Origin of the sequence: Lacticaseibacillus salsurae (genome assembly GCF_045862175.1) — a bacterium.
GTDB classification, from domain to species: domain Bacteria; phylum Bacillota; class Bacilli; order Lactobacillales; family Lactobacillaceae; genus Lacticaseibacillus; species Lacticaseibacillus salsurae.
On record NZ_BAAFZI010000027.1, the window covers coordinates 22776 to 33906 of the forward strand.

Genomic DNA, 11131 nt, shown 5'->3' on the forward strand with positions numbered 1-11131 from the left:
AAGCACCTTCACAAATATCCTGATCATCTCGCTTGCCTGGGCCTCAACTCGGTGCACGCTTTTGGCCTGATCAGCACGGCTTCAACACAACAAATGCCTTCGCACCGCGCATTTTAAGTCAATGCGCGGCACCAAGGCACTTGCGGATGGATCAATTAGCCACCTAAGTAGGCTTTTTGCACTTCTGGGTCAGCCAACAAGTCAGCACCACTGCCTGTCAACTTCACGGTCCCGTTGGCGATAACATAACCGCGATTGGCGATTTGCAAAGCTTGCAAGGCGTTTTGTTCGATCAGCAAAATGGTCACATGTTGTTGGTTGATGGTTTTGATGATGTCGAAGATCTTTTGGATGTAGATCGGTGACAAACCCATGGAAGGCTCGTCTAACATCAGCAGTTTTGGTTGCGCCATCAATGCGCGCCCCATCGCCAACATTTGTTGTTCGCCACCAGAAAGTGTGGCGGCATCTTGGTTTTTGCGTTCTTTTAACACAGGAAATTGGTCAAATACATTGGCCAACACGTCGCTTTGTTCGTTACGCGGCACCAAGTAAGCGCCCATTTTCAAGTTTTCCATTGTCGACAAACCAGCAAAGATCCGCCGACCTTCTGGCACTTGCGCCACGCCGGCCCCAACAATGTGGGCGGCAGACATTTTGGTCAACTCATGGTCGTCATATTTGGCACTGCCGCTAGCGGCTTTCAACATGCCTGATAAGGTATGCACGATCGTCGACTTGCCGGCACCGTTTGCGCCGATCAAGGTGACGATCTCGCCATCTTGCACATTGAAATCCACGCCTCGTACTGCTTGAATGGCGCCATAGTTGACTTTCAGATCTTGAACCTCAAGCATGCACGCCACCTCCTAAGTACGCTTCGATCACGGCGTCGTTGTGTTGGATCTCACTTGGGGTACCTTCTGCCATCAACTTGCCGTGGTTCAACACATAAATGCGCTCAACCAATGACATGACTAACGACATATCATGTTCGATCAACACCACCGTCAAGCCAAATTCGGTTTGCAGGCGCTTGATCAAATGCGACAAGTCAGCCGTTTCTTCAGGGTTCATCCCGGCAGCTGGTTCATCCAAAAAGATCAACTTAGGATCCGTCGCCACCGCCCGCGCGATTTCCACACGTCGCTGGGTGCCATAAGGCAAGTTGGCGGTGATCACATCAGCGACTGGCGTCAGATCCAGTTTGGCTAAGATCTCATCGGTCCATTCATTGGCCAAAGCTTCTTTTTTGAAAAAAGCCGGCAAGCGGAAAATGCTTGACACAAAGCCTTCAGTATAACGATGCGTCATCGCTGCTTGCAAGTTTTCACGCACAGACAATTGTTGAAACAAGCGAATGTTTTGGAAAGTCCGCGCAATGCCCATTTTAGCCACTTGATACGGACGCTTTTTGTCTAACGACACCATGTCGCCATCAACGCGAAAACCGACAGTGCCTTCAGTAGCTGGGGAAACCCCAGTCAAGGCGTTGAATAAAGTGGTTTTGCCGGCACCGTTTGGCCCGATCAAGGCGACTAATTCGCCGCTTTCAACATGCATCGATACGTCTTCGACCGCTTTGAGCCCGCCGAAGATCTTGGACACGTGGTCCACTTGTAATAATGTGGTCATGCGGCGTCCTCCTTTTTCTTACGGAAACGATCTAACACCCGAGCAAATGAGAATTCATAACGCCCTAATAAACCAGATGGCTTAAAGACCATGATCACGATCAAGGCCACGGCATAGATCACCATCCGCAACGTCCCGAAACTTTGTAATACCGTATCCAAAACACCTAATACGATCGCCGCAACAAAGGTCCCGGTCATGGAACCGACCCCGCCTAATACGACAATGATCAACATGGCGATGGAGCTCATGATCCCAAAGTCCGTTGGGGCAATGGTTTGAATGTAGCTAGCATGCAAAGACCCAGCAACCGCAGCCGTTGATGCGCCTAACACAAAGGCGGCCAACTTCCATTTAGTCGGGTTGATCCCGACGGCTTCTGCGGCGATTTCATCATCACGCAGCGCTTGGATCGCGCGGCCAGCACGCGAATGGGCGAAGTTGACAATAACGATAGTGGTCAAGCAAACGCAGATATATACCACTGGCCAGGTGGCGAATTGCGGAATATTGAACAAGCCCGCAGCCCCATTGGTGATTTTCATGTTGTTGATCACCACGCGAATGATCTCGGCGGCGCCCATTGTGGCGATGGCCAAGTAGTCCCCTGACAAACGCAACGTTGGCACCCCAACAATGATCGCAGCGATCACAGCGATCACGATACCGACCACGATCGATACCAAAAAGCCGATAGTCGTCGGCATCATTTGCAAAATGATCCCAGTGGCATAAGCGCCAACGGCCATGAACCCAGCATGGCCTAAGGAGAACTGACCAGAAAAGCCGATGATCAAATTCAACCCAGTGGCTAAAATGATGTTGATGCCGATGGTGACTAACATGTTTTCAATGAAGGCATCGATCACGCCGACATAAACCAACGTGTTGATGATGACGAAGCCGACGATCATGACGGCCAGCCAGCAGGCAATGGCTTGGAGTCTTTTTTTGGTCATAAGCTTACACCTTCTCCTTCACATTCTTGCCTAACAACCCTGCAGGCAGCACGATCAAAATCAAGATCAACACGACATACACTGCCGCGTCTTTATAAGCGGACAAGCCGATCGCTTGCACGCCGGTTTCCAATAACCCGATCAAAAAGCCGCCGATGGCCGCCCCTGGAATCGAGCCGATGCCCCCGACAACTGCGGCCACAAAGGCTTTGATCCCTGGGGTCATCCCCATTAATGGATCGATGGAGTTGTAATACAACCCGATCAATACCCCAGCCGCTCCAGCTAAAGCGGAGCCTAAGCCGAAGGTAAAGGAGATCACGTGATCTGGGTTGATGCCGACTAACGCCGCGGCTTCTTGATCCACCGCAACAGCGCGCATGGCCGTGCCCATTTTAGTTTTTTGAATGATCAGTTGTAACAAGATCATTAAAATCAACGCCGTAACTAAGATCAACACTTGAATGTTAGACACGCTGATCCCAAAAGCAGTGAAGTTATGTTGCTTGACCACTTGCGGGAAGTTACGGGTATTGGCGCCGAATAAATATGACATCCCATTTTCCAAGAAATAAGAAACCCCGATAGCCGTGATCAAAGCGGTGATCCGTGGTGAATTCCGTAATGGCCGATAAGCGAGATATTCAATGATCATCCCAGCCAATGCGGTCACGATCATGGCGGAAAGCAAGGCTACGATAAAGTCCACGTGATACGTGTTGATCACATAATAGCCCCAAAATGCCCCTAGCATGTAAATGTCACCATGCGCAAAGTTGATCAGTTTGATGATCCCATAAACCATGGTATATCCCAGCGCTAACAGCGCGTAGATACTCCCTAGTGACAGACCATTGATGGCTTGTTGCAATACTGTATGCAAGAGATCGCCTCCTTAATTTCAATTGATATGCTTCGATAATTGCTGATATGGCCAAAACCATCACCTTTAACGTGCTTCTTAATATAGAAGCAACCCATTTTGGCGACGGCTTAGATCCTCATGACACGCGGCGATACGTCGCTGGCCTGTGACAGTGAGATCAGCTGGAACTTCACCAGCTCCAGTTGATCTCACCACCAAATTTTGCGTTATGGGCAAAATTTAGCAGCCGCGGCTAACTGTGCGTGACCACGCCCAGCAGTCGTTGATTCCAGCGCTCACGCCAAAGTGTGAGCGCCGATAATCAGTGCAATAGCAGGCGACTGGTGCCGCCTGCTATCCACCAATTATTTGACCACAGTTGCGGAGACGGCTTTGCCATCAACCAGCTTTTCAACTGAGATCGTCTTTTCAGGGTTATGCTTGGAATCGATGGTCATGGTCCCAGTGACCCCTTTTAAGTCTTTGACTTTGCCTAAAGCCTTGGCGATGTCAACAGAGTTTGTGGACTTGGCATCTTGGATGGCTTGTTTGACCAAGTAAACCGAATCGTAACCTAAAGCGTTGAACGCAGAAGCCGTGGTGTGATGCTTGGCTTTATAAGCATCCATGAAGTTGGCCACGGTCTTATCAGACTTAGCTGACAGCGTGGAGAATGGCGTGGTGTAGTAAACGTTGGTCACGTTCTTAGCCCCAGCGATCTTGGCCAAGGAAGGATCCATCATCCCGTCACCACCAACGATCGGGGTGTTGATCCCCATTTGCCGAGCTTGCTTGATGATCAAGCCGATTTCAGTGTAGTAACCAGGCACGTACAAAGCGTCAAAGCCTTTGTTCTTCAACGTGGTCAACACCGCGTTGAAGTCTTTGTCGCCAGCTTGGAAGTATTGCGTGGAAACCACAGTGCCTTTGTATTCTTTCTTGAACGCAGCGGCTAAGCCTTTGCCGTAATCGTTAGAGTTATCGGCTAAAATGGCCACTTTCTTGGCTTTCAAGTCTTGATCGACGAAGTTTGCGGCTTTGGTCCCTTGGAAATCATCGGCAAAAGTCGTCCGGAATGCGTAAGGTTGGACTTTGCCATCTTTTTGCAAGGTGTAAGCCGGCGCAGTGGCTGATGGTGACACTTGCGCAACTTGAGCTTTAGTTGCGTTGGATAATGCGGCAGTGGCAGCCCCAGTAGTGGCTGGCCCGATCAAGACAGAGGCTTTAGAATTACCAGCCAAGTCTGCGGCAACTGAAGCCGCAGTGGAAGTGGCTGATTTGTTGTCTTTGGTGATGGTCTTGAACTTGTAAGTCTTGCTGCCGACTTTAAAGCCGCCAGCTTTGTTGATGCGAGAAACCGCCAAATCGATCCCGTTATTGACTTGTTCCCCATAACCGCCGGCAGCGCCAGACAATTCGATGTTGACCCCTAATTTGATAGTAGAGCCAGTGGCTGAATTACCTTTACTTTGTGCTTTGGCAGCACAGCCGCCTAACACGGCAACAGAAGCCAGCACCGCGCCAACTTCTGCAAAACGTTTGACCATTGATTTCTGCATTGAAGATCCCTCTTTCTCGTTTTCCAAGCTTTTTGACGCCATTTAAGTTCGTCATGTGAATGTATCTATAATACATGGGAATATTATTAAAAGTCAACGAAATATTCACATTTTTCTCAACGAATTCAAATTTTGCAAATCTTTAACGGGTGTTGTTAAAGGATTTCTCAATGAGAATACTCACATTTAACGTTGTGAGTGGTCACTTGACGAGATGCCACACTTCGTTTATTCAACCGCAGTGGCGCTGGTGACTTTACCTTTGGTGAGTTGTTCAACCACGATCGGCTTTTCTGGATCATGGTTTTTGTCAACAGAAGTCGTCCCAGTCACCGCTGGCATGTCTTTGATCTTGCTTAAGGCTTGGGCCACTTTGACAGAGTTGGTGGACTTGGCGTCTTCAATGGCTTGTTTGATCATCAGCACAGAGTCATAAGCTAAAGCAGAGAAAGTCGGCGCATCTTGGCCGTATGCTTGCTTGAAGTCAGCCATGAATTGCTTAGCCGTTTTGTTGGTGGCACCAGACATCGTGGAAAATGGCGTGGTGTAGTAGATCTTGGAGGCATTTTGATTGCCGGCGATCTTAGCGAGTTTCGGATCAGCCATCCCATCAGAGCCGATGATCGGCACATTGATACCAGCTTGGCGTGCTTGTTTGATGATCAAGCCGACTTCTGAGTAATAACCTGGCACATAGATCGCGTCGATATTTTTGGACTTGATGTTGGTCAACAAAGCGTTAAAGTCTTTGTCACCTTCAGAAAATGATTGCTTAGACACCACAGAGCCTTTGAAAGTCTTCTTGAACGCACTGGCTAACCCAGTGCCGTAATCAGATGAATTATCTTGTAAGATCGCCACGTTCTTGGCTTTTAAGGTGTTGTCTGCAAAGTGCGCGGCAGTTTCACCTTGTAAGTCATTGTTGAAACAAGCCCGAAAGACATAGGTTTGGACCTTACCATTTTTTTGTAAGGTGTAATCTGGATCCGTCGCTGATGGCGAAACCGATGGCACATAAGCTTTGGTGATATTGGGAATCGAGGCGGTGCCATCATTGGTCGTGGCTGGGCCAACGATCGCGGTGACTTTTTCTTTGGTGGCTAATTGCGCAGCCACTGAAGAAGAACCTGACGTGGTGGACTTGTTGTCTTGAATGACCGTTTGGATCTTCATTTTCTTGTTGCCGACTTTGATTCCACCGGCTTGGTTGATCTTTTTAACGGCCAGTTGGAAGCCTTGCTTTTGTTGTTCCCCATACCCAGCGGCGGCGCCAGACAATTCCATGTTCAACCCGATCTTCACTTTGTCGCCGGTAGCAGTGTTGCCTTTAGCACTTGAGCTTTTGGCGGTACAGCCAGCCATGGCCATGATCGCGGCGACAGTGGCCGCGGCCCCTACAAATTTAGTGATTGTCTTTTTCATGAGTATTCTTCCCTTTTTGTCATTTTTTCTGCTCACTGCGCGCGCCACAGTTTGCAACTCATTAAAAAATGGCCCCATCCGTTGTGGATGAGGCCAATCACCTAGTGGTGTGATGAGCCCCATCAACGCAAATCAGAGGGCTCAATTCGTAGTGTTGACTACGATCGAGTCCTCTGCTGCAACAACAAGGCCAAGTCTAGGCGGGAAGATACAAGTTTTTGATTTTGATTATTCATGATGTATCCCCCTTTTCCTAGATTAATGATTAATTAGAATTTACTATTGTTTCTCTTAATTGTCAACCGATTTTGGGAAAATAAATTTCTTCCACCAGCTTTTAGCTCTGTTATACTGGTCACATTGCGGTATTTCTGCGTGGGTGGCGGGCCATTGACCCGCTGAAAGCAAGTGCGGCGTCGGCTTGTGGTTTTGGACCACGAGATAATTAGCCGGCTAACTATCCCAACAAGCTACCGGCGTTCTACCCGCTATATCGACGTGTTGAACTGGTTGAATCAAAACCATTGATGGCTTAATGCGACCATTCAACTAGAGGTGAGGCGATAGTTAGCCGGCTAACTATCTCACGATACCAGGCAATAGGAACATATGAAAAAACTTTGGAGGCTAAAACATGGCAAAAACAAGTAAACGAACTGCGGCGATCCGCGCAGCTTGCGGGACTACCATGTGGGGCATCGGCGGGGTGTTGGCCAATGTCGTGTTTAACACCTCAAACGCCAGCCCGGCATGGCTAGTGTCGATGCGCTTGACTTGGGCGGGCATTGCGATGGTGATTTTTGCTGTGGCAACGAAACAACCGTTGATGCGTGTGTGGCACAACAAAGCCCATGCGATCCGGTTATTGTTGTTTGGCCTGATCGGCGTGGCGCTGGCGCAATTTACCTATTTATTGGCGATTTTTTATGGCAACGCGGCGCTGGCCACGATCATGTTGTCGCTGGTGCCGGCGATGATCACGGTGGTCACTTGCGTCAAAGCACGCACCATGCCGCGGCCGATCGACACCATGGCGATCGTCATCGCGTTAGTCGGCGTGTTCTTATTGGTCACTGACGGCAACCCCACTAAATTACATGTCGCGCCGATCGCGGTATTTTGGGGGATCTTAGCGGCAGTGACTGGGGCAGCTTACACGATGTTACCTAAAAAACTGTTGTTGGATGAACCACCTTTAGTCGTCGTCGGTTGGGGCTTGATCGTGGGTGCGGTGTTCATGAACTTTTTGGCGCCAGTGTGGCATGTGCCGGCTGGATTGCACTTGTATTCATGGGCGGCGATCGCTTTTATCGTGTTTGGCGCCACCTTCTTGGCGTATATTTTATATGTGTCCAGCTTAAAAACGCTGCGCCCGGCGATCGCGTCGATGATCGGCAACTTAGAGCCGCTGACCGCCACAGTATTATCGATCATTTTCTTGGCATTAGGGTTTCATGCCTTACAATTTATCGGCATCGTCATGGTATTAGGGGCCGTGGTGATGATGAGTTGGACGCCAAAGCGCAAGATTCAATAGCTCTAGGCAATCAAAAAGGATCACGGCAAAATGTCGTGATCCTTTTTTAGCAGTATCTATTGCTAGACAAGGACAGTTTGGCTCCACAACCGCTTATCCACTGGCCCCGAAATCCGTCGGGTGGTAAATCATGCCTGCCAGCTGCAACTTTCACCACAAAGTGCGTGGTTACTCGACTCATCGCATAGCCTTATCATATCACGCTTTGTACTTATCGCCAACTGGATGTTGATAAGTTTGTTCGGCTAACAGCTGTGCCAGCATGAACCCGACAGCGATGGCGCCAGCCACCATGGCCACGCGCACCGTGAGTTTGGAGGCTTTGTCGATTTGGCCTAACACCAACGCGCGCACTGCTTGATACGCTGTAGCACCTGGCACTAATGGTACCAGCCCAGGAATATTGAAAATGATCACGGGCATTTTTTTGATCCGAGAAAAGATCATCCCACAAAGGCCGATCGCAAAAGCCCCCAGTAAATTGCCCATCATGCGCCCGACTTGAAGGTCATAAGTCAACACCCAATACACGATCCAGCCGATCGCCCCAGCCCAGCCGGCGGAATTCAGCGCGCGGTGTGGCACATTGATAATAATGGCAAACGCCACGGTCGACACATAGCTAAAGCTCAATTGGATCAAAAACTGTAACCAATATGGCATGGCGCCCTCCTAGAAAAATCGAAAAATCAAAGCAATGCCCACGCCGATCGCCGCCGCTGACAACAAAGCTTCCATGCCGCGCGCAATGCCTGACAGCAAATGCCCAGCCAACATGTCGCGAATGGAGTTGGTGATCGCCACGCCTGGTACCAAAGGCATCACCGCGCCGATGATCACATTATCCAAATTGTGACCGACGCCTAAGCGCACCCCAGCCCAAGCGGTGATCCCCACGACAAATGCCCCGACCAGCTCAGAAATAAAGCGCACCTGCGTCAACGGACTGATCGTGGCATACGCAATAAAGCCTAATGCGCCAACCACTGCCGTTAATGGCATGTCAAACCAGTCATAAGCTTGGGCAAATACCACCATCAGCATCATGCTGCAGACCCCAGCGGCTAACACTTGCAACCAAAATGGGAAAAATGGCGTATTTTGATCCAAGTGATGCAACGCTTCATGCAGTTCATGTAGCCCCAATTCATTGGCCGCAAAACTGCGCGACAGTTGATTGACTTGCGCGACTTTTTCCATATCGATGGAGCGTTTGTCGATCGGCGACAATAGCGTTTTGGACTCATTGCCCAACCCAATAAAAATGCCTGTTGGCGTGGTAAATACCAAAGCATCTTGGGCGCCGCCATTCACGGCGATGCGCCGCATGGTGTCGTCGACGCGATACATTTCGCTGCCGCCTTCGATCATGATGCGCCCAGCCAGCAAGCACACTTCCAAAAGCTCGTTATGCATGTGTAGCTGCCTCGATGCTTTTTTCAAGATGAGCTTTGAGTTTTGCTTTGGGGTAAGCCCCAATGATTTTTTCATATGGTTTGCCTTCGTGATACACGACCATTGCCGGAATGCTTTGAATGTGGAACTGTTCGGCAACACTTTTATCCGAATCGATATTCATGGTCACCACTTGCATCGGCAGTTCAGCTTCTAAACTCGCCAGCATCGGGCTCATGATCTTGCAAGGCCCACACCAAGGCGCCCACAATTCTAAAACAGTGGTGCCGTGTTGGATCTGAGTCATTAAAGTTTTGCGCGTGACTGCTTTCACCATGATTTTCACCTCGAATTAGATTGTAACATGTTCACGGCTGTGATCGACTGCGTGCGCCATTATTTTTTATCTACGTCTCATAATGTCACGCCTGCTGGGGGATTTTGGGTGATGGCGCCAACGACTTTGTGCGGGACATAAGGCGCTTCTAAAGCCGCGATATCTTCTGGCGTCAGCGTCACGGCAAAAGCGCCAGCAGCATCATCTAAATATTTGGCTTTGGTGGCCCCGATGATCGGTGCCGCCACGCCTTTGGCCCATTGCCAAGCGATACTGATCTGCGCCATGGTGACGTAATATTTTTGCGCCTAAGCCTGCACGCGCTTGGTGATCTGCAAGTCAGACGCTTTGGTATGGTCATATTTGTCACTGGCTACCCGATCGGTTTTTGAACGTAAGGTGTCGGTAGTCCATTGTGGCCGCGCCAAGCGTCCTGCCGCCAGCGGACTATATGGCATCAGCGAAACACCCATTTGCCGGCATAACGGGATCATTTCACGTTCATCTTCGCGATACAACAGATTATAGTGGTTTTCCATCGCCACAAAAGGCGTCAGCTTGTGATCTCGCGCTGCCAGTTGCATATTGTAGAACTGATAGGCAAACATCGCCGAAGCGCCGATTGCCCGCACCTTACCCGCTTTTACCAAATCGTTAAGCGCCGACATGGTTTCTAAGATCGGCGTGTCGTAATCGAAGCGATGGATGATGTACAGATCCAAATAATCGGTTCCCAGTCGCTTCAAGGTGCCGTCGATTTCCCGATCAATGGCAGCTTTGGATAAACGTCCCGGGTTGAAATACACTTTTGACGCGATCACCACTTGCTCGCGCGGGACAAGTTGTTTTAACGCGCGCCCTAAATGTGTGTATTCCATGATCCGCCTCCACAAATTTCGTCGTCGCCTTTAATGTACGCCTTTGATCCTAGTTGTCGTCAAGTTTTTCAGAGAAATAAAAAATGCCGACCATTGATTTGGTCGGCTAAAGGCGCTTTGAATCTACACTGCTCGCGTCGTGCTTTTCAAAGCAACGCACCTACGGCTAGCTACGCAACAGGACCTGAGCCAAAAAGCGGCTCAGATCCTATTGCTAGGCTACCCTTGGTGCTAAAGGCGCTTTGAAAAGCACTGGACAAAAAAAGACCTGTCATCGACAAGTCTTTCATTAGCGTGGCGGCTTCCTACCCTCGCAGGCAGTTACCCACCAACTACTCTCGGCGTAGAGAAGCTTAACTTCTGTGTTCGGCATGGGAACAGGTGTATCCTTCTCGCTATCGCCACCACACTATTTTGTTGAAAGTTTGCACTTTCAAAACTGGACATCATTGTATTTAGTTGCCTTGAACCGTATTTGTGCTAACCACCTGCTGGCAATTACGACCAACAGGGTTTTTGGTTAAGTCCTCGACCGATTAGTACT

At 49.6% G+C, this 11131-nt stretch carries 10 protein-coding genes, 1 rRNA gene and 1 pseudogene; 1 reads left to right on the plus strand and 11 read right to left on the minus strand.

The genetic code is table 11. The features are described 5' to 3' along the window. Window positions 1–155: 155 nt before the first annotated feature. The 6 genes from ACKTSG_RS08840 to ACKTSG_RS08865 form a co-directional block, all read right to left on the minus strand. The gene (locus ACKTSG_RS08840; RefSeq protein ID WP_407893943.1) at window positions 156–857 is read right to left on the minus strand and encodes an ABC transporter ATP-binding protein; all 702 of its coding nucleotides are present in this window, start codon (window positions 855–857) and stop codon (window positions 156–158) included. After that, the gene (locus ACKTSG_RS08845) at window positions 850–1635 is read right to left on the minus strand and encodes an ABC transporter ATP-binding protein (RefSeq protein WP_407893945.1); all 786 of its coding nucleotides are present in this window, start codon (window positions 1633–1635) and stop codon (window positions 850–852) included. The genes ACKTSG_RS08840 and ACKTSG_RS08845 overlap by 8 nt, the downstream gene beginning before the upstream one ends. Next, a complete protein-coding gene (locus tag ACKTSG_RS08850) occupies window positions 1632–2594 on the minus strand; it encodes a branched-chain amino acid ABC transporter permease (RefSeq protein WP_407893947.1) in 963 nt (320 codons plus the stop codon). The genes ACKTSG_RS08845 and ACKTSG_RS08850 overlap by 4 nt, the downstream gene beginning before the upstream one ends. A gap of 4 nt (window positions 2595–2598) precedes the next feature. After that, window positions 2599–3477, minus strand: a complete 879-nt coding sequence (locus ACKTSG_RS08855; protein WP_407893953.1) for a branched-chain amino acid ABC transporter permease — start codon at window positions 3475–3477, stop codon at window positions 2599–2601. A 347-nt stretch (window positions 3478–3824) separates the two neighbouring features. Continuing rightward, entirely contained in the window at window positions 3825–5018 is a 1194-nt protein-coding gene (locus ACKTSG_RS08860) for an ABC transporter substrate-binding protein (protein ID WP_407893955.1), read from the minus strand. A gap of 228 nt (window positions 5019–5246) precedes the next feature. Continuing rightward, complete coding sequence (locus tag ACKTSG_RS08865) at window positions 5247–6440, minus strand: ABC transporter substrate-binding protein (RefSeq protein WP_407893957.1); 1194 nt, start codon at window positions 6438–6440, stop codon at window positions 5247–5249. 634 nt (window positions 6441–7074) lie between these two features. Here ACKTSG_RS08865 and ACKTSG_RS08870 point away from each other — a divergent pair. Beyond that, window positions 7075–7977, plus strand: a complete 903-nt coding sequence (locus tag ACKTSG_RS08870; protein WP_407893959.1) for a DMT family transporter — start codon at window positions 7075–7077, stop codon at window positions 7975–7977. A 198-nt stretch (window positions 7978–8175) separates the two neighbouring features. Here the strand turns inward: ACKTSG_RS08870 and ACKTSG_RS08875 are convergent, their stop codons facing one another. From ACKTSG_RS08875 to rrf, 5 genes and pseudogenes are all read right to left on the minus strand, one after another. After that, complete coding sequence (locus ACKTSG_RS08875; RefSeq protein WP_407893961.1) at window positions 8176–8640, minus strand: threonine/serine exporter family protein; 465 nt, start codon at window positions 8638–8640, stop codon at window positions 8176–8178. A gap of 9 nt (window positions 8641–8649) precedes the next feature. After that, window positions 8650–9393: a threonine/serine exporter family protein gene (locus ACKTSG_RS08880; RefSeq protein ID WP_407893962.1), complete on the minus strand. Its 744-nt coding sequence runs from the start codon at window positions 9391–9393 to the stop codon at window positions 8650–8652. Then, complete coding sequence (locus tag ACKTSG_RS08885; protein WP_407893963.1) at window positions 9386–9709, minus strand: thioredoxin family protein; 324 nt, start codon at window positions 9707–9709, stop codon at window positions 9386–9388. Before ACKTSG_RS08885 ends, ACKTSG_RS08880 begins: the two co-directional genes overlap by 8 nt. A gap of 77 nt (window positions 9710–9786) precedes the next feature. After that, a pseudogene (locus ACKTSG_RS08890) lies at window positions 9787–10575 on the minus strand (aldo/keto reductase); the annotation flags it as partial. A gap of 304 nt (window positions 10576–10879) precedes the next feature. After that, window positions 10880–10996, minus strand: a 5S ribosomal RNA gene (gene rrf / locus ACKTSG_RS08895). Window positions 10997–11131 lie beyond the last annotated feature (135 nt).

What these genes read in the sequence shown, in the direction of transcription:
- ACKTSG_RS08865 (WP_407893957.1), bottom strand. Translation starts at nt 6,440, where the DNA reads ATGAAAAAGACAATCACTAAATTTGTAGGGGCCGCGGCCACTGTCGCC.
- ACKTSG_RS08850 (WP_407893947.1), bottom strand. Translation starts at nt 2,594, where the DNA reads ATGACCAAAAAAAGACTCCAAGCCATTGCCTGCTGGCTGGCCGTCATG.
- ACKTSG_RS08840 (WP_407893943.1), bottom strand. Translation starts at nt 857, where the DNA reads ATGCTTGAGGTTCAAGATCTGAAAGTCAACTATGGCGCCATTCAAGCA.
- ACKTSG_RS08870 (WP_407893959.1), top strand. Translation starts at nt 7,075, where the DNA reads ATGGCAAAAACAAGTAAACGAACTGCGGCGATCCGCGCAGCTTGCGGG.
- ACKTSG_RS08875 (WP_407893961.1), bottom strand. Translation starts at nt 8,640, where the DNA reads ATGCCATATTGGTTACAGTTTTTGATCCAATTGAGCTTTAGCTATGTG.
- ACKTSG_RS08880 (WP_407893962.1), bottom strand. Translation starts at nt 9,393, where the DNA reads ATGCATAACGAGCTTTTGGAAGTGTGCTTGCTGGCTGGGCGCATCATG.
- ACKTSG_RS08845 (WP_407893945.1), bottom strand. Translation starts at nt 1,635, where the DNA reads ATGACCACATTATTACAAGTGGACCACGTGTCCAAGATCTTCGGCGGG.
- ACKTSG_RS08860 (WP_407893955.1), bottom strand. Translation starts at nt 5,018, where the DNA reads ATGCAGAAATCAATGGTCAAACGTTTTGCAGAAGTTGGCGCGGTGCTG.
- ACKTSG_RS08885 (WP_407893963.1), bottom strand. Translation starts at nt 9,709, where the DNA reads ATGGTGAAAGCAGTCACGCGCAAAACTTTAATGACTCAGATCCAACAC.